The sequence below is a fragment of the Flintibacter muris genome (assembly GCF_943192995.1).
GTDB lineage: Bacteria > Bacillota > Clostridia > Oscillospirales > Oscillospiraceae > Lawsonibacter > Lawsonibacter muris.
The window spans coordinates 221,916-237,971 of sequence record NZ_CALPCP010000002.1 but is presented as its reverse complement, the minus strand read 5'-3'; the positions used below and the strand labels follow the sequence as shown (position 1 = coordinate 237,971).

Genomic DNA, 16,056 nt, shown 5'->3' with positions numbered 1-16,056 from the left:
AGCCTCTGTGAAGATACAGGCCCGCGCAAAACTGAACCTGACCCTGGATGTGCTGGGCCGGCGTCCCGACGGCTACCACGAGATGCGGATGATTATGCAGTCGGTGGAGCTGGCCGACACTCTGGACCTGGCGTTTAACAATACCGGGGAGCTGCGTGTGAGCACCAACCTCCACTTTCTGCCCAACAACGAGAAAAATCTGGCCGCCCAGGCCGCCCTGCGCTGGTGGGCGGCCCAGGGCGAGCCGCCCCGGGGGCTGGATATCACCATCGACAAGCATATCCCCGTCTGCGCCGGAATGGCCGGGGGGAGCAGTGACGCCGCCGCCGTCCTCCAGGCGCTGAATGTGATAGAGGACAGGCGCCGTTCTCCGGAGATGGTTGCCAGGGTGGGGGAGCTGGTGGGCTCCGATGTGCCCTACTGCGTTCTGGGCGGCACCGCCCTGGCGGAAGGACGGGGGGAAATTATCACTCCCCTGCCCTCCCTGCCCAAATGCTGGGTAGTGCTGTGCAAGCCGGAATTCTCCATCTCCACCCCAGCCCTCTTTGCTAAAATCGACAGCGTAAAGCTCCGCTGCCGTCCCGACACCCAGGGGGCCATCGCCGCCCTGGAGGCGGGAGACCTGGCCGGAGTGGCCAGGCGGATGTACAATGTCTTTGAGGACGCCCTCCCGGAGCGCCAGCATGCCCGGGTAAATGACATCAAAAATGCGCTGATCCAGTGCGGAGCCCTGGGAGCCAGCATGAGCGGCACCGGCCCCACCGCCTTCGGTCTCTTCAGCAACGAGTCGCTGGCCCAAGAGGCACAGGAGCGCCTGCTGGAATTCAGCGGAGATGTTTTTTTGACCCGGACTGTTTAAAATGATTGAAAACCGCCCATACTGTAAGAAATTTACAGTGCGGGCGGTTTTTCGTCCGGGGAGGATATATGGACCGAAAGTTAAAAACCTGGGAGATTGCGCTGATGTTCGGCGTATTGATTGCGGTGGTGGCGGGCAGCTGGCTGAGTAAGGAGCAGACAGAGCTGGCGGACAGTGTCATTCGCTTCCATGTCATTGCCAACTCGGACAGCGACGAGGACCAGGCCTTGAAGCTGGCCGTCCGGGACCGGGTGCTGGCCCGGGCGGAGGAAATTTATCCGGAAAACGCTACTTTGCCCCAGGTCCAGGCCGCGCTGGAGGGTCATCTGAACACTCTGGCCGCCGCCGGCCGGGAGGTGGTGGAGGAACAGGGCTATGACTATCCTGTCACCGCCCAGCTCACCGACTGCTGGTTCCCCACCAAGGAGTATGAGGGCTTTGCCCTCCCGGCGGGGAACTATACCGCCCTCCGGGTGACCATCGGAGAGGGCAAGGGGCAAAACTGGTGGTGTGTGGCTTTTCCGCCCCTGTGTCTGGGGGCAGCCAGTGAAACGATAGACCAGGCCCTGGAGGCCGGATACTTCACCCCCGGTCAGGGGGCTCTGGTCACCGGAGAGGGTGAGGGCTACGTCCTCAAGTTCAAGGCCCTGGAACTGCTGGGTGAATTGCAGGGCCTGTTTGACTAGCGGCCCGGTCCAGAGAATATCCTATTGCGCGTTTGATACTATCCGTAGGGGCGGCCTTTGGCCGCCCTTACACTTACATCTGCGACTGGGATAGGCTTCCTTGCCTGTTTTATGGGAGCAGCCACTTGTAGTCCTGCCTGCTATCAATCATGTATTCAATATAAACTGTATGATCTTGAATCTTGTATAGGAGCAGATACCACTTGCCAAAGACCATTTTTCGGTATCGTTTGCCCGGAAGTTCGTCAGCCTCAAAGGCTGGCATCCGATATGGCATACTTGCCAGCGAATCCGCCGCCGCCTGAAATTCGTCCATCAATTTAAGCGCGTATGCTCCCTCCAGCCGGGCGGCGAATGCGGTGTGTTTGACCAGCTGGTGTGCGGCCCGTTTGGAGACCACAACGCGATATTGTCTAGTCTCCGACATGACGCACCTCGTTGATGGCGTCCTTCATCTGCGCAAGGACCTCATCAACTGTATAATCTTTAGCACCGTGAAGCCGGTCCTCCTCAACAGCCAACAGCTCCTCTTTCAGCTTGAGCATTTTTTCCTTCCGGGTAAAGGACTCGATGTCCATAACCACCAGGTCGCCCTCGCCATTTTTGGTCAGGTAGACCGGTTCCCCGGTGGAGCGGCACAGCTCAGCGATTTCGTTGTAATTCTGGCGGATGGCAGCACTGGGTTTAATATTCATAACAGGCGTCTCCTTATTGCTTTATTATGACTATATTATAGCACAATACTGCTATCCATACAAGGATGATTTTTCCCGCCTCTCCCGCATACCCTGTTGTGGAGAGGGGGGATTATTTTGGTTGGACAACTGGTTTTAACCGCTGGCGGGCGGGGGAAGGCGGTCCGGGGCAGGTTGTATGGCCTGCCCGTCCTGCGGGCGGAGGCGGACCTGGCAGGCTTCTGGGGGGAGCGCCGGCTGCGCCGGGCGGGCCGGGAGCTGCGCCGGGGGGGCGTTCTGCGGCTGCTCACACCACCGGACTTTCCGGGGTGGCCCCAGTTGGAGCGCCTCGGACTGCGGCAGGTGGACCCGGAGTCCTTTGTCCGATGCCAGGCGGTCTCCCTGGCGCTGGAGGCCCTGGAGCGCCGGGGACAGTCTCCCCAGCGGGCCACGGTGGCCCTTCGGGGCCTGCGGGCAGACCGGGATATGGCCTGGACAGCGGCGGAGCTGTGCCCTGTGGTACGCAGTTTGATTATCGACGCTCCTCAGGGCGGCCCGGAGCTGGCCGGCTGGCTGCGCCGGGAGTTCGGCATGGCCATCCTTCCCCGGGAGGAGCGGGGCCAGGTGGCCCTGACCTTTCAGGCAGGCTGTCCCCAGACGGAGGAAACCTCCCTGGAGCTCTTTGGCTCCCGACCCAACCTGGCCGGGCTGGGACTCACAGCCCCCGCTCTGGCGGAGGAGGACCGGGGGCATCTTCCCCTGCTGGCCGCCCTGTGGGAGGGAGGAAAACTGTCCCAAAAAGACATAAAAATCACTTGACAGACCGGAGGGAAACCAATATAATAGCACAGAATGTATGATTGTACCCAGTAGGGGCCGGCCCGCTGGCCGGCCCGATTGTCAGAAATTATGACATCTGCTCCGTTCCCGCCCTTATGGGGCGGGAACGCTAATCATAGTTCAACAGAAAGGTGTGCGGATTATCATGGCGAAGGAATACAAACTGAGCCACCAGCGGCTCAAGGAATTGCAGGATGAGATGAACTACCTCAAAACCGTCCGGGAGAAGGAGGTAGCCGAGCTGATTAAAGAGGCCCGCTCCTTTGGCGACCTATCGGAGAACAGCGAGTATGACGAGGCCAAAAATGAGCAGGGCAAGCTCTACGCCCGAATGGCTGAGCTGGAGGAGATTCTGGCCAACTACGTGGTCATTGAGGAGGACGAGACCGAGGGGGACTACGTCCGCCTGGGCTCCACCGTCACGGTGCTGGACAAGGAGTTTAACGAGGAGGAGACCTACAAAATTGTGGGCTCCCAGGAGGCCGATCCCATGAACGGGGCCATCTCGGAGGACTCCCCCTTTGGCAAGGCCCTGCTGGGCAAAAACGCTGGGGACGACGTGGTGGTGGACGCTCCTGCCGGCCCGGTGGAATATAAGCTGCTGAAGATCGAAAGATAATATAAAAGACTAGGAGTGGTCAACATGGCCGAGAAGAACAACCAGAACGCAGTCCCGGAGCAGGAGAACCTGTCCCAGCTGCTCCAGATCCGCCGGGACAAGCTCAAGCAGCTCCAGGAGAGCGGGAACGACCCGTTCCAGATAACCCGGTACGTGGCGGACAACGACTCCGCCAATATCAAGGACAATTTTGATGCCCTGGAGGGCAAAGAGGTGTCTATCGCCGGCAGGCTTATGTCCAAGCGAGGGATGGGCAAGGTGTCCTTCTGCGACCTCCAGGACAAAAGCGGCCGCATCCAGCTCTACGCCCGGAAGGACGAGATGGATGAGGAGGAGTATAACCGCTTTAAAAAGTATGACATTGGCGACATTGTGGGCGTGAAGGGTGTGGTTTTCCGTACCCAGCGGGGAGAGATGTCCGTGCGGGTGGTTACCGTCACCCTGCTGTCCAAGTCGCTGCTGCCCCTCCCGGAAAAGTTCCATGGCCTGACCAACACCGAGCTGCGCTACCGCCAGCGGTATGTGGACCTGATTGTCAACCCGGAGGTGAAGCGGAACTTCATTATCCGCTCCCAGTTCATCAAGCATGTCCGTGACTTTATGGACGGCCGGGGCTTTATGGAGGTGGAGACCCCGGTGCTGAACACCATCTCCGGCGGGGCCACTGCCCGGCCCTTTATCACCCACCACAACACCCTGGACATTGATATGTACATGCGCATCGCCACCGAGCTGCCTCTGAAGCGGCTCATCGTGGGCGGCATGGACCGGGTGTATGAGATCGGCCGCATCTTCCGCAACGAGGGGATGGACCCCAAGCACAACCCGGAGTTCACCACCATTGAGCTCTACCAGGCCTACGCCGACTTCAACGACATGATGGACCTGTTTGAGGACCTGCTGTCCTCCGCCGCCCAGAAGATTCTGGGCACCTATCAGGTGGAGTGGCAGGGGGAGAAGATCGATCTGACCCCCGGCTGGCCCCGCATGTCCATGCACGAGGCAGTAAAGCAGTACTGCGGCATCGACTTTATGGCCATCACCTCTGACGAGGAGGCGGTGGCCGCCGCCAAGTCCATCGGCGTGGAGCTGCCCGAGACTGCGGACAAGACCTGGGGCAACGCCCTGTACGAGTGCTTTGACCAGAAGGTGGAGGAGAAGCTGATTCAGCCCACCTTCATCACCATGCACCCGGTGGACGTCTCCCCCCTGGCCAAGCGCTCCCCCAAGGACCCCCGGCTCACCGAGCGGTTCGAGCTGTTTATCTGCCACAGCGAGATGGGCAACGCCTTCTCCGAGCTCAACGACCCCATCGACCAGCGCCAGCGCTTCCAGAAGCAGGTGGAGCAACGGGAGCGGGGGGATGACGAGGCCGGCATGATGGACGAGGACTTCCTCACCGCCCTGGAGTACGGACTGCCTCCCACGGGCGGTTTGGGTATCGGCATCGACCGCTGTGTCATGCTCCTGACCGGCTCCGACTCCATCCGGGAAGTGATTCTCTTCCCCACGATGAAGCCGTTGGATTGAATTTCGGTGTGAAATGTTCAAAAAATCCGCTGTTTTTATCAAAAAAGGCTAACGACTTGATTTATTGCAATCCTGTAAGTGCGATTTTCGGTTTTACGACAGATTTACGACAAACGAAAAGGATTTGGTATGGCATAACGCAAGAAAAGGGGACGCGCCTTAGACGCGTCCCCTCTGCTATTTTATTTTAGCCCAGGGTCACCAGAAGGTCGTCGGTGTTGACGGCGGTGCCAACGGAGGCGGCGACGGACTTGACGGTGCCGTCCACAGGGGCGGTGACCTCAATTTCCATCTTCATGGCCTCCAGGATGACCAGCACGTCGCCGGCCTTCACGGCCTGGCCGGGCTTGCACTCCACCTTGAACACGTTGCCGGGCATGGGGCTGGGGACGGGAGTCTCACCAGCGGCAGGCGCGGCGGGAGCGGGTGCCGCGGCGGGGGCAGGAGCGGGTGCAGGAGCCGCGGCGGGAGCGGGGGCAGGGGCGGCAACCGGCGCGGCGGCTACAGGAGCGGCAGGAGCCGCAGCGGGGGCGGGTCCGTCAGCGGCGGCCACGGAAACGGCGTAGGCCTTGCCATCGATGGTGATGGTGTAGGTGCCGGGGCAGGTGTCCATGGCGCCCATCACCAGGTGGGGAGGTTGATAGCTGGCCGCGAAGGGCTGGATAGGCCGGGCGGTCACGCCGTTAGAGGCGGAGGCGGGCACATTGGCGTAGTACACATGGCCCTGCCATGCGGGCATGGGGGGCAGGTCGGCAGCCTTGGGCGCGGCGGGAGCAGCAGCGGCCTTCTTGGGGTCCTCCTTCTTGGGGAAGCCGGCCTCCCGATCCTTGAAGAAGGCCATAGCCACCTGGGGGAAGGCAATGTAGCTCAGCACATCCTCGTCGCTCTTGGCGGTGGCGCCCAGCTCCTTCTTGGTCTTTTCAAATTCGGGCTCCAGGGAGTCGGCAAAGCGGCCCTCCACCACAGGGGTATTGCCCAGAATTTTCTTCTGTATTTCGGGGTCGATGGGGGCGGGGGTGCGGCCGTACTCGCCCCGGCAGTAGGCCTTGATCTCCTTGCCCACCACCTTGTAGCGCTCGCCGGCCAACACGTTCTGCACGGCCTGGGAGCCCACCATCTGGCTGGTGGGGGTGACCAGGGGAGGATAGCCCAGGTCGGCGCGGACCTTGGGGGTCTCGGCCAGGGCCTGGTCCAGCTTGTCGATGGCGTTCATCATCTTCAGCTGGGAGATCAGATTGGACAGCATGCCGCCGGGAATCTGGTAGTTCAGGCACTGGGTATCGGTGGTCAGGGAGATGGGGTCCAGAGTGCCGTCCTTGATGAAGTCGGCCCGGACGCCCTTGAAGTAGTCGGCCATCTGGATGAGCACCTTGTCGTCCAGATCCACCTGATAGCCCAGGGAGCGCAGGGCGTAGGCCAGGGTCTCGGTGGCGGGCTGGGCGGTGCCGCCGGACATGGGGGAGATGGCGGTGTCCAGCACGTCGGCGCCCGCCTCCACGCTCTTCAGGCAGGTCATGAAGGCCAGACCGGTGGTGCAGTGGGTGTGGATGACCAGGGGCAGCTCAGGCACGGCGTCCTTGATGGCGGACACCAGGTCGTAGGCCTCCTTGGGGCCCATGATGCCGGCCATGTCCTTGATGCAGATGGACTTGACGCCCATGCTCTTCAGGTCCTTCACCATCTGGACATTCTTCTCCAGGGTATGGACGGGGCTGGTGGTAAAACAGATGGTGCCGGAGGCGTGGCCGCCCTGCTTGACAGTCTCGTCAATGGCTACCTCCAGGTTGCGGGCGTCGTTGAGGGCGTCGAAAATGCGGATGATGTCAATGCCGTTCTTGATGGAGTACTCCACAAACTTGCGCACCACGTCGTCGGGGTAGTGCTTGTAGCCCAGGATGTTCTGGCCGCGCAGCAGCATCTGGAGCTTGGTGTTGGGCATCTTCTTGCGGATCTTCCGCAGGCGGTCCCAGGGGTCCTCCTGCAAATAGCGCAGGCAGACATCAAAGGTGGCGCCGCCCCACACCTCGGCGGAGTAGTACCCGGCCTTGTCAATGGTCTCCAGAATGGACTCAAACTTGCTGTAGGGCAGACGGGTGGCGATCAGGGACTGGTTGGCGTCACGCAGAACGGTTTCGGTGAAGCCCACCTTTCTGGTCTTGCTGGTATTAGCCTTGCTCATAATAATCGACCTCCAAATTACTCCCCGGAAGCAAAGGGTCGGGGAAAGCTCGCCCCTTGGGGCGGACGTTTTGTCGCTTGTTCTATATTTTAGTATAAACCTTCCCAGAAAGCAAGTCCCTCCTGCGGAATATTCTGACCTTTTTTCTGCGGTTTCTTGTGCAAAAAAGCGTGGGGACCAAGGTGCGTTCACTCCTGAAAGACAAACTGAAAACCGCTCAGCTTTGTTCTTCTGGATTTTCCATAAAAGTACAGCTCATATGGTCCGCAGAAAATGAACCGGTTGAGAAATGTCAGTTTGCCGTCAACCAATCCCTGTGTCTCTCCCTCCTGATAATATTCAGGCATATTTTTACAGACCCAACGGTGGATTTCATCAAAGGTCGCGCCGTAGGCGATTACATCATCTATCGTATGATATGCCAGCGGGGCCGCGTCATCTACAGGGAATGTGTCCAACCCCAGCCCCGCTTTCAAGGCTTCCGTATTGGAAAAGTGGTACATCCCAACCGCATATTCCCCTGGCTCGCCGTACTCCACCCGCTGTATCCCTTCCACGCGAAAGCACCTGGGGGAATAGTACACCACAAATCCCTTGCCGTGATAATAGGCAGGGCGGTCTTCCAGTTGAAACATGGGCATGCCGATGACCTGATCCAGCTCCGATTTGGTGGTAAACTTCTTGACGTGTTTCAGTGTGTTCCACATTTCTATCTTTTCTCCTGTCAACGGTCTATAGCAAGTATCAAAATTGCTGTAGGGGCGGCCTGTGGCCGTCCGCAGAATCAAATAGGCCTGCCTGTAACAGACGGGCGGCCAAAGGCCGCCCCTACGCGTGTCAGCAAATCTGATGATTGCTATATGTATGATCTGTTCCCGATTATAAAAGCATCGCGGCCTTTGCCGCGATGCCTGCGCTTTTTAATGTTTGGCTGCTCTCAGTGCCCGGCGCAGCTTCTCCAGGTCGGGGTCACAGAGCAGGGGAAGCCAGTCTGCCAGCTGCTCCGGCGGCAGATCCCACCAGCGGAAATCCAGCAGCAGAGCGGTCAGCTCCTCATCGAACCGGGGCTTCAGAGGCTTTGCCGGGTTGCCTCCCGCCACCCAGTAGGGCGGGATGTCCTTTACCACCACGGAATAGGCGGCCACAATGGCGCCGTCCCCAATCTTTACCCCGGGCATAATCACGCACTCACGGCCAATCCACACGTCGTTTCCGATCACCGTGTCCCCCTTCCGGGGCAGCTGGTCCATATGGGGCGGGACCCGTTTGGCCCATTCCCCGCCGAAGACGGCGAAGGGATAGGTGGTGGCGCTGCTGATGCGGTGGTTGGCCGGGCCCATAATGAATTTGGTCCCGCTGGCGATGGCACAGAATTTGCCGATAGTAAGCCGGTCCCCAAACTCCGGATAGTTGAACAGCACGTTGTTCCGTTCAAATCCGGCGGGGTCTGTATCGCCGTCATAGTAGGTGTAGTCGCCCACTGAGATGTTGGGGGCGGAAATCACATTTTTGATAAAGCAGGTGGTTCCAAACTCATTGGGGAACACCTGGCCGGGGTCTGGAATGTTGTACATAATATCCTCCTAAATCTTCAAAATCACATCCTTTCCCCCAAATATTCCGTGGCTGCCGCCCGCTTTTTACGCATTTCCCGCATAACAATCACTCCTCACAAAAACACCGCAGAGACCGGAAAGGTCCTGCGGTGTTTCATTCCTTCCCATCAGCCTTCCGCTGACTTCCAACACCTGTCAACGGTCGCTGCAAGTGTCTTCCTCATTGGTATGATAAGCATCATAATTGAAAATCAGATCATCAATGTCCCGATCCTCACGGACCTTGGACCAAACGCTGTTCACTTCCCGCTTGGGCATTGTCATACGTGCCGCCTCCTTTCTGTGCTAACCTGAAAATGGGTATAAAAACACCACCGTCTGCGCTGCAAACGATGGGAGAAAAAGCTGTGTAGACGTTGAAGGTACGGCCCATCAGGCCGCAGAGACGCGCACAGTATGCTCCGATCGCTTGCAGAGGAAATAGGCTCCCTGGGTGACATAACGCTGTTGCATCTGTGCTCACCTCTTTTCCGCAGTATCCGCATAGGAAGGATGCACTCCCCCATTGCTATCATTATAGTAAACCCTCTTTCCCTATTTGTCAAGAGGAAATTAGTAGCTTTTTTGAACGGCCCGCTCTGCCTCCCTCTGCCTCTCGGTTATTTTGACGGGAGGCACAAAAGAAGCAGGGGCCGCCGTTCTCAGCGGCCCGCTGGTCCAGGATATCCATTAGCGGCTTTGCCGCTTACGGATTCGCGTCCCCCCTGCGAGGAAAGGGGACCTTGCCCTGCTCTACGGGGACAGAGGGTTTTTGACAGTTTGAGGGGCGGCCAAAGGCCGCCCCTGCAGATTGCGATAGCCGCTGTACCGGCTTAGTAGGTGGACATAGTCAGCTCAAAGCGGTCGCCGTCGGCGATTGGGGTGGTATCCGCCCCGGTGTCCACCCGCTGTCCCTCCTTGGTGACGCACCACCACTGACGCAGGCTGTCCTGGGCGGTCTCGCCGTCCACCGTGGTGATGAACAGGCCGTAGGTGCTCTGTTCCCCCTCCACCAGCTGTTCGGCCAGCAGGACCTCACCCAGATATTCGGCGCTGGTGTGATAGGTAAACTCCTTGGTGCTCTCGTCGCTGTGGACTACCTCCACCACAACGGTCTTGTCCCCCGCCTGAGTCTGGGGGAGGCTGACATACCACAGCCCCAGCATCAGAACTGCGATGACCGCCAGAGCGGCCACAGCGAACAGAGTCTTCTTGTTTCCTTTCATTGAGAAAAACCTCCTTGTTGTCACTCGCAACATGAGTGCATGTTTCCCCAGGCAGGTCTTCTGACTTGAGGCTCAGTGCCTGACCTCACCTTCCCGGTTTCCCAGTGGTCTTTGAGGCCCGGCTCCCCTCTCACAGCGGCGGGACCGTGACTTTCTTCCCTATTCTCCCGGATTTGTCCACCCGGGCACCTGGGGCGGAGGCATTATATCACACCTTCGACAAAAAGCCAACTGGACTTTTTCCGGTTTTTGCGGTAAACTGTTCTCTGACTTTCTATACCAAGGAGAACGACTATGGACCTGATTATTCAGACCCTGGCTCAGGAACTGGGCCGAACGGAGGAACACGTCAACAATGTGGTCACCCTTATTGACGAGGGGGCTACCATCCCCTTTATTGCCCGCTACCGCAAGGAGCTCCATGGCTCTATGGATGACCAGCTGCTCCGCCAGCTGGCCGACCGTCTGCAATACCTGCGCAGCCTGGACACCCGGAAGGGGGAGGTGAAGACCTCCATTGAGAACCAGGGCAAGCTCACCCAGGAGCTGGCCGCCGCCATCGACTCCGCCGCCACCCTGGCCGAGGTGGAGGACCTGTACCGCCCCTACAAGCAGAAGCGGCGCACCCGGGCCACCATTGCCCGGGAAAAGGGGCTGGAGTCCCTGGCCGCCCTGGCCTTCGCCTTGGGGCCCGCCGTGGACATGGAGACAGCGGCCCAGGACTACATCAACCCTGAGAAGGGGGTAGAGACCATTGAGGACGCCCTCCAGGGGGCCAACGACATCATAGCTGAGCTGATTTCTGACGACGCCGACATCCGCAAAATGCTGCGGGAGCTGTATCTGCGCCGCAGCCTGCTGGTGTCCAAGGCGGCGGACAAGGAGCCGGAGGACACTGTCTACCGCCTGTACTACGACTTCAAGCAGCCGGTGGGCCGGGTTCAGGGCTATCAGGTGCTGGCCGTCAACCGGGGGGAGCGGGAGGATATCCTCAAGGTGTCGGTGGAGCTGGACCCGGAGACCGCCCATATCGCCGTCCGGCGGATGGTGGTGCCCAACCGGGCAGCCATGGACTTTGTCCGGGCGGCGGCGGACGACGCCTACGACCGGCTTATACAGCCCTCCATGGAACGGGAAATTCGGAATACCCTCACCGACCAGGCCAACGAGGGGGCCATCCACATGTTCGCCCTGAACCTGAAGCCCCTGCTGATGCAGCCCCCTGTCAAGGGGAAAGTAACCATGGGTTTGGACCCGGGCTACCGCATGGGCTGTAAGGTGGCGGTGGTGGACCCCACCGGCAAGGTGCTGGACACCACGGTGGTCTACCCCACCCACGGCGACCGGAAAAAGGCGGAGTGCATCAACATTCTGGCCTCTCTTATCAAAAAGCATGGGGTGGAGCATATTGCTATCGGCAACGGCACCGCCAGCCGGGAAACCGAGCAGATGACGGTGGAGCTCATCAAGGAGGTGGGCGGCGGCGTATCCTACATGATTGTCAGCGAGGCGGGGGCCAGCGTCTACTCCGCCTCCAAGCTGGCCGCCGAGGAGTTCCCCCAGTTTGATGTGAACCTGCGCTCCGCCGTATCCATTGCCCGGCGGCTCCAGGACCCTCTGGCCGAGCTGGTGAAGATCGATCCCAAGGCCATTGGCGTGGGCCAGTACCAGCACGACATGCCCCAGGCCCGGCTGGGAGAGACCCTGGACGGCGTGGTGGAGGACTGCGTCAACGCGGTGGGTGTGGACGCCAACACCGCCTCCCCCTCCCTGCTCCAGCGGGTGTCCGGCCTCACCTCCGCCACCGCCAAAAATCTGGTGAAGTACCGGGAGGAGAACGGAGCCTTTACCGCCCGGAAACAGCTTTTGAAGGTGCCCAAGCTGGGGCCCAAGGCCTTTGAGCTGTGCGCCGGGTTTATCCGAGTGCCGGAGAGCAAATCCGTGCTGGACAACACCGGCGTCCACCCGGAGAGCTACGGCGCGGCGGAGAAGCTGCTTACAGCCTGCGGGTTTACGCTGGAAGATGTGAAGTTGGGGAATATCGCGGAGCTGAAAAGCAAGGCAGAGGCCATTGGCTACGAGACCCTGTCTGAGACCTGCGGCGCGGGTGCGCCCACCCTGACGGATATTGTAAAGGAGCTGTCCAAGCCGGGCCGGGACCCCCGGGATGAGCTTCCGCCTCCCATACTCCGCACCGACGTGATGGAGGCCAAGGACCTGAAGCCCGGTATGGAGCTCCAGGGCACGGTGCGGAACGTGATCGACTTCGGCGTCTTTGTGGATATCGGCGTCCACCAGGACGGCCTGGTCCACATCTCCAAGCTCTCCCGACGGGTGAAGCACCCCTCCGAGCTGCTCAGCGTGGGAGATGTGGTTACCGTGTGGGTTGTGGAAGTGGACGAAAAGAAAAAGCGCATCTCCCTGACCATGAAAAAACCGGGATAAACGGGCATAGGCTTATAGCAAGCTTCGAAATTGCTGATACCGGCTTTGCAGGGGCGGCCACAGGCTGCCCCTGCAGAAGCACAAAGGCCCCCTTCGCAAAGAGGGGGGCTCCGCCCGCAGGACGGTGGGGGTTTTCTCCGAAAAACAGATGCGCTTTGGAGAAGACTCCCTCCGCCACCGCCTTCGGCGGTGCCACCTCCCTCAGAGAGGGAGGCTTATAGAAGGAGTTGATTTTATGCTGCCCTACGCCCTCATTGACCTGCACTGCGACACTCTCACCGCCCTGACCCCGGAGGATTACCACATGCTGGCCTCCCTCCGGGACCCTGTGAAAAAGGCGGAGACGGTCACTGCCCTGGCGGACAGGGTCCGGGGGACCAACACCCTGGACCTCCCCGGCCGTCATTTCTCCCTGTCCGCCATTCCAGAGGGGGTGCGCTGGTGCCAGTGCTGTGCCGTCTTTATCCCGGATGAATTGCGCGGAGAGGAGGCCGCCGCCTATTACGACCTCCACCAGCGCAGCTTCCACCGGCAGATGGAGGCACTGGCGGACAATGTCCGCCCTTGCCGCACCGCCGCGGACATTGAGGCCGCCTGGACCGCAGGCAAAGCGGCGGCCATCCTCACGGTGGAGAACGGCTCCGCCCTGGCCGGACAGCTGGAACGGATTGAAGCCCTTGCCCGGGACGGCGTGCGGATGATGACCCTCACCTGGAATGGGGAAAACGAGCTGGGGTCTGGAAACGTGACAGGCCACGGGCTGTCCCAATTTGGCCGGGAGGCCGTTCGGGAGCTGGAGCGGGTTGGCATACTGGTGGATGTGTCTCACTTAAACGACACAGGGTTTGACGATTTGCTGGACACAGCCTCCAGGCCCTTCGCGGCCAGCCACTCCAACGCACGGGCGGTATGCCAACACCGCCGAAACCTCACCGACGGGCAGATTGCCGAGATGGTCCGCCGGGGCTGTCTGATCGGGCTGAACTACTGCCAGGACTTTTTGCGCACCGGGGAGCGTCCCGCCGCCCTGGACGACCTGTGGCGCCATGCAGAGCACTTTTTGGAGCTGGGAGCAGAGGAGTGCCTGGCCCTGGGCTCCGACGCCGACGGCACCGACGTCCCCCCCGGCCTGGATAATCCCGCCCGGTTTGCCGGGCTGTACCAGTACTTTTTGGACCGGGGGCTCTCCCCCCGCCTTGCAGATGGTATTCTGTGGAAAAATGCCCTGAATTTTTTCAAAAATAATCTTTTTTGAACAAAACCATCTTGCGGAGACAGATGTTTTCTGCTATAATCCGAACAAGAGATTGGAAGAATAAAGGAGTAAGATTATGTCAAAACGCTGTCCCGAATGCCGCAACACCAATGAGGATTCCCGCTCCTTCTGCGTATATTGCGGCGCCACGCTGGACCCTCACCTGCGCCTGATTCAGGACCTGGAAAAACAGCAGGAGTCCGAAGCTAAGAAGCAGATCGACGCCAGGAAAGAGGATATGAGTTTTTACGTCACCCGCAGCGCCCCCGAGGAGAAGAAAAAAAGCGCCGCTCCCTGGATCATCCTGGGACTGGTCGTGATTGCGGTGGCTGCGTGGTTTTTCCTGAAATGATAACAGACAGGTCGGAGAGAACAACTCTTTCTGGCCTTTTTTGTTGCCCCACCAAGCAAATCACAGATCATACAGCCGCTGTTTCTAATTTATGATTTGCTGTCCTATGCAGGGGCGGCCTATGGCTGCCTGTCTGTTACGGGCAGAGCATTTGGTTCGGCGGGCGGCCAAAGGCCGCCCCTACAGCTCTGGTTCTTGCTTGCAAAGGGGGAATGAAATTTGGCCTTTCCGGGCAAACTGTGGCCGGAAAGGGGAGCGCTTATGGAGCAATATGAGCAATACTACCGCCTGCCCCAGGATGTGGTAGGCCACGATGCCGCTCTGCTATCCTACTGGGACCGGATGCCCGCCAAGGCCCAGCTGCGGCTGCTGGAGAGCAATATTACCGTATCCACGCTGGGGGAGCTGAAGATGCTGGCGGAAGAATTTCAGTAGGGACTGGCCTCTTTGCCAGTTTTTTGACGTTTACAAATAGTTTGTGTGACAGATTTCATTTAATCGCCGGAAAAAACCGGTTTATTATTTCATTGGAAATGGTGGTATTCCTCCCCACGGTTGAATTGAGGCATCTCCGGCCATAATGAAAGGGCGGGCGAGTGAAAAAGCTCGCCCGCCCTTTTGATTTATGGCAAGGGGGTGGAATTATGGAACAAGAGAAAAAGAACGGACCGGGGGTGTTCGGCCTGCTCCTTTTAGGGGCGGTGTTCTGCCTGTCGCTGGCGCTTACGGGCGACAGGGCGGAGGCGGTCATGGCAGGGGCCGCGTTGGCGGTGGAACCGTCCAGCTCCTCCATGGCCTCTGAGGCCCCGGAGACGGTGGGCCGCACGGTGATCCCGCTGGGCAAGGCGGTGGGCATCAAGCTGTTTTCTGACGGCGTGCTGGTGGTTGGCCTGTCCCCGGTGGAGACAGAGGAGGGCGCCTCCTACCCCGGCCGGGACTGCGGGCTGAAAGCGGGAGATGTCATCACCCATATCAACGGCGGAGAGGTGGACACCATTGAGGAAGTCCAGGCCCTGGTCAGCCAAAGTGAGGACGAGCCCCTCACCATCCAGGCGGTGCGGGGGCAGCGGCAGCTCCAGCTGACGGCGGCGGCTGTGGAAAACAGCCAGGGCGTCTGGCAACTGGGGGTGTGGCTGCGGGACTCCATGGCCGGTATCGGCACCATGACCTTTTACGATCCCAGCAGCGGCGTGTTTGGTGCCCTGGGCCACGGCATTAACGACGTGGATACCGCCATGCTCATGCCTCTGGAGTCGGGCAGCATTATGCCTGCCAGCGTCACGGAGATCAAAAAGGGGGCTGGAGGCGCTCCCGGTGAGCTCCACGGGCAATTTGACCTGACCCGTGACCTGGGTACGCTGTACGCCAATACCAATCTGGGTATTTTTGGCCAGATGCCTCAGGACACCGTGGGAAACGCGGTGGAGCCGGTGAAGGTGGCCGTCCGGGGCCAGGTAACCACTGGTCCGGCGACCATCCTGTCCAACATTCGGGGAGATGAGGTGGAGGAATTCGCGGTGGAGATTACCCACCTTTACCCTGAGGGAGATGGCACCCGGAGCATGATGATACAGGTTACCGACCCAGGACTGCTGGAGGCTACCGGAGGCATTGTGCAGGGAATGAGCGGCTCCCCCATTCTGCAAAACGGACGGCTGGTAGGGGCGGTCACCCATGTGTTGGTGAACGATCCCACAAGAGGCTACGGCATTTTGGCGGAGAATATGTTGAAACAGGCTGTAGGGGAAGGACAATTTTCTCAATAAGGAAAAATCTGAGGGCTCAGGCTGTTTGGC

The 16,056-nt window shown here is 59.7% G+C and carries 17 protein-coding genes and 1 riboswitch; of the genes, 10 read left to right on the top strand and 7 right to left on the bottom strand.

Features of this window, described 5'->3' with window-relative positions; genetic code table 11:
* Window positions 1-7: 7 nt before the first annotated feature.
* Window positions 8-859 (top strand): 4-(cytidine 5'-diphospho)-2-C-methyl-D-erythritol kinase, encoded by an 852-nt coding sequence (gene ispE / locus NFS22_RS03375; RefSeq protein WP_251316352.1) that lies wholly within the window; start codon window positions 8-10, stop codon window positions 857-859.
* A 68-nt stretch (window positions 860-927) separates the two neighbouring features.
* Window positions 928-1,545, top strand: a complete 618-nt coding sequence (gene spoIIR, locus NFS22_RS03370) for a stage II sporulation protein R (protein ID WP_251316351.1) — start codon at window positions 928-930, stop codon at window positions 1,543-1,545.
* Window positions 1,546-1,654: 109 nt separating this feature from the next.
* Here spoIIR and NFS22_RS03365 read toward each other — a convergent pair whose 3' ends face one another.
* Together NFS22_RS03365 and NFS22_RS03360 are read right to left on the bottom strand one after the other, a co-directional pair.
* Window positions 1,655-1,972: a type II toxin-antitoxin system RelE/ParE family toxin gene (locus NFS22_RS03365; protein WP_251316350.1), complete on the bottom strand. Its 318-nt coding sequence runs from the start codon at window positions 1,970-1,972 to the stop codon at window positions 1,655-1,657.
* Window positions 1,959-2,240 carry a type II toxin-antitoxin system Phd/YefM family antitoxin gene (locus NFS22_RS03360; RefSeq protein WP_251316349.1) on the bottom strand — a complete coding sequence of 94 codons (282 nt, stop codon included), beginning with the start codon at window positions 2,238-2,240 and terminating at the stop codon, window positions 1,959-1,961. Before NFS22_RS03360 ends, NFS22_RS03365 begins: the two co-directional genes overlap by 14 nt.
* A 117-nt stretch (window positions 2,241-2,357) precedes the next feature.
* Here NFS22_RS03360 and NFS22_RS03355 point away from each other — a divergent pair, with 117 nt between their 5' ends.
* From NFS22_RS03355 to lysS, 3 genes are all read left to right on the top strand, one after another.
* The gene (locus NFS22_RS03355; RefSeq protein WP_251316348.1) at window positions 2,358-3,038 is read left to right on the top strand and encodes a hypothetical protein; all 681 of its coding nucleotides are present in this window, start codon (window positions 2,358-2,360) and stop codon (window positions 3,036-3,038) included.
* Between the two features lie 160 nt (window positions 3,039-3,198).
* A complete protein-coding gene (greA, locus tag NFS22_RS03350; protein WP_251316432.1) occupies window positions 3,199-3,678 on the top strand; it encodes a transcription elongation factor GreA in 480 nt (159 codons plus the stop codon).
* 24 nt (window positions 3,679-3,702) lie between these two features.
* Window positions 3,703-5,208: a lysine--tRNA ligase gene (gene lysS, locus NFS22_RS03345; RefSeq protein WP_251316347.1), complete on the top strand. Its 1,506-nt coding sequence runs from the start codon at window positions 3,703-3,705 to the stop codon at window positions 5,206-5,208.
* Between the two features lie 187 nt (window positions 5,209-5,395).
* Here the strand turns inward: lysS and NFS22_RS03340 are convergent, their stop codons facing one another.
* The 5 genes from NFS22_RS03340 to NFS22_RS03325 all read right to left on the bottom strand — a co-directional run bounded on the left by NFS22_RS03340 (window position 5,396) and on the right by NFS22_RS03325 (window position 10,208).
* Window positions 5,396-7,387, bottom strand: coding sequence for a pyruvate carboxylase subunit B (locus NFS22_RS03340; RefSeq protein ID WP_251316346.1), 1,992 nt, complete (start codon window positions 7,385-7,387; stop codon window positions 5,396-5,398).
* Between the two features lie 188 nt (window positions 7,388-7,575).
* On the bottom strand, window positions 7,576-8,094 hold the full coding sequence (locus NFS22_RS03335; protein WP_251316345.1) for a hypothetical protein: 519 nt from the start codon (window positions 8,092-8,094) through the stop codon (window positions 7,576-7,578).
* Between the two features lie 213 nt (window positions 8,095-8,307).
* The gene (locus tag NFS22_RS03330) at window positions 8,308-8,961 is read right to left on the bottom strand and encodes a CatB-related O-acetyltransferase (protein WP_251316344.1); all 654 of its coding nucleotides are present in this window, start codon (window positions 8,959-8,961) and stop codon (window positions 8,308-8,310) included.
* Window positions 8,962-9,138: 177 nt separating this feature from the next.
* Complete coding sequence (locus NFS22_RS23675; RefSeq protein ID WP_277614734.1) at window positions 9,139-9,267, bottom strand: hypothetical protein; 129 nt, start codon at window positions 9,265-9,267, stop codon at window positions 9,139-9,141.
* 548 nt (window positions 9,268-9,815) lie between these two features.
* Window positions 9,816-10,208 carry a DUF4430 domain-containing protein gene (locus NFS22_RS03325; RefSeq protein ID WP_251316343.1) on the bottom strand — a complete coding sequence of 131 codons (393 nt, stop codon included), beginning with the start codon at window positions 10,206-10,208 and terminating at the stop codon, window positions 9,816-9,818.
* A gap of 33 nt (window positions 10,209-10,241) precedes the next feature.
* Window positions 10,242-10,416: riboswitch (cobalamin riboswitch) on the bottom strand.
* Between the two features lie 86 nt (window positions 10,417-10,502).
* Here NFS22_RS03325 and NFS22_RS03320 point away from each other — a divergent pair.
* The 5 genes from NFS22_RS03320 to spoIVB all read left to right on the top strand — a co-directional run bounded on the left by NFS22_RS03320 (window position 10,503) and on the right by spoIVB (window position 16,026).
* Window positions 10,503-12,653, top strand: a complete 2,151-nt coding sequence (locus NFS22_RS03320) for a Tex family protein (protein ID WP_251316342.1) — start codon at window positions 10,503-10,505, stop codon at window positions 12,651-12,653.
* 235 nt (window positions 12,654-12,888) lie between these two features.
* On the top strand, window positions 12,889-13,908 hold the full coding sequence (locus NFS22_RS03315; RefSeq protein WP_251316341.1) for a dipeptidase: 1,020 nt from the start codon (window positions 12,889-12,891) through the stop codon (window positions 13,906-13,908).
* Window positions 13,909-13,984: 76 nt separating this feature from the next.
* A complete protein-coding gene (locus NFS22_RS03310; RefSeq protein WP_251316340.1) occupies window positions 13,985-14,260 on the top strand; it encodes a zinc-ribbon domain-containing protein in 276 nt (91 codons plus the stop codon).
* 261 nt (window positions 14,261-14,521) lie between these two features.
* Window positions 14,522-14,695 (top strand): hypothetical protein, encoded by a 174-nt coding sequence (locus NFS22_RS03305; protein WP_251316339.1) that lies wholly within the window; start codon window positions 14,522-14,524, stop codon window positions 14,693-14,695.
* A 209-nt stretch (window positions 14,696-14,904) separates the two neighbouring features.
* Window positions 14,905-16,026 carry a SpoIVB peptidase gene (spoIVB, locus tag NFS22_RS03300; protein WP_251316338.1) on the top strand — a complete coding sequence of 374 codons (1,122 nt, stop codon included), beginning with the start codon at window positions 14,905-14,907 and terminating at the stop codon, window positions 16,024-16,026.
* Window positions 16,027-16,056: the final 30 nt, after the last annotated feature.

Bases quoted from the DNA above. Each gene is read 5' to 3' on its own strand.
- spoIIR (WP_251316351.1), top strand. From the start codon at position 928: ATGGACCGAAAGTTAAAAACCTGGGAGATTGCGCTGATGTTCGGCGTA.
- NFS22_RS03365 (WP_251316350.1), bottom strand. From the start codon at position 1,972: ATGTCGGAGACTAGACAATATCGCGTTGTGGTCTCCAAACGGGCCGCA.
- NFS22_RS03360 (WP_251316349.1), bottom strand. From the start codon at position 2,240: ATGAATATTAAACCCAGTGCTGCCATCCGCCAGAATTACAACGAAATC.
- lysS (WP_251316347.1), top strand. From the start codon at position 3,703: ATGGCCGAGAAGAACAACCAGAACGCAGTCCCGGAGCAGGAGAACCTG.
- NFS22_RS03340 (WP_251316346.1), bottom strand. From the start codon at position 7,387: ATGAGCAAGGCTAATACCAGCAAGACCAGAAAGGTGGGCTTCACCGAA.
- NFS22_RS03335 (WP_251316345.1), bottom strand. From the start codon at position 8,094: ATGTGGAACACACTGAAACACGTCAAGAAGTTTACCACCAAATCGGAG.
- NFS22_RS03330 (WP_251316344.1), bottom strand. From the start codon at position 8,961: ATGTACAACATTCCAGACCCCGGCCAGGTGTTCCCCAATGAGTTTGGA.
- NFS22_RS23675 (WP_277614734.1), bottom strand. From the start codon at position 9,267: ATGACAATGCCCAAGCGGGAAGTGAACAGCGTTTGGTCCAAGGTCCGT.
- NFS22_RS03325 (WP_251316343.1), bottom strand. From the start codon at position 10,208: ATGAAAGGAAACAAGAAGACTCTGTTCGCTGTGGCCGCTCTGGCGGTC.
- NFS22_RS03320 (WP_251316342.1), top strand. From the start codon at position 10,503: ATGGACCTGATTATTCAGACCCTGGCTCAGGAACTGGGCCGAACGGAG.
- NFS22_RS03315 (WP_251316341.1), top strand. From the start codon at position 12,889: ATGCTGCCCTACGCCCTCATTGACCTGCACTGCGACACTCTCACCGCC.
- NFS22_RS03310 (WP_251316340.1), top strand. From the start codon at position 13,985: ATGTCAAAACGCTGTCCCGAATGCCGCAACACCAATGAGGATTCCCGC.
- NFS22_RS03305 (WP_251316339.1), top strand. From the start codon at position 14,522: ATGGAGCAATATGAGCAATACTACCGCCTGCCCCAGGATGTGGTAGGC.
- spoIVB (WP_251316338.1), top strand. From the start codon at position 14,905: ATGGAACAAGAGAAAAAGAACGGACCGGGGGTGTTCGGCCTGCTCCTT.